The following is a 342-nucleotide window of genomic DNA, read 5'->3' as shown; positions in this document are numbered from 1 at the left end:
GCCATATCCCCACCTACCGCTGACACCTGTTCTCTTAAATCGCCTTTCCATCCCAAATGATGCAGCCGATATACCGCTTCCCAGGACAAAAAGGCAGAATTTACATCTATATGAAAAATCACTTTTTCCAAACTCACGTTCCCCTCCTTTATATCTCATTATATAGAACATACGTTCTGAAATCAAGAGATAATATTTTCCATATCCATGCTTCCTCTATATATAGTAATTTTCTTCTCAGGATAAACAATATACAGTGCTTTTATATTGACACATACTATATATAGTCCCATCTTTGACAGTTGAAAAGAAAAATGAGTGCCACAATCCATGAAAATACTG

Annotated in this window: 1 pseudogene; it reads right to left on the bottom strand. The window is 36.0% G+C overall.

Annotation, left to right across the window (positions count from 1 at the left end):
* Positions 1–137 (bottom strand): annotated as a pseudogene (locus LI112_RS18645) (DNA polymerase IV); the annotation flags it as partial.
* Between the last annotated feature and the right edge of the window lie 205 nt (positions 138–342).

The sequence above is a fragment of the Blautia sp. 210820-DFI.6.14 genome, assembly GCF_020558815.1.
GTDB lineage: Bacteria > Bacillota > Clostridia > Lachnospirales > Lachnospiraceae > Blautia_A > Blautia_A obeum.
The sequence above is the reverse complement of the archived record's forward strand: the minus strand, read 5'-3'. Positions and strand labels throughout refer to the sequence as shown.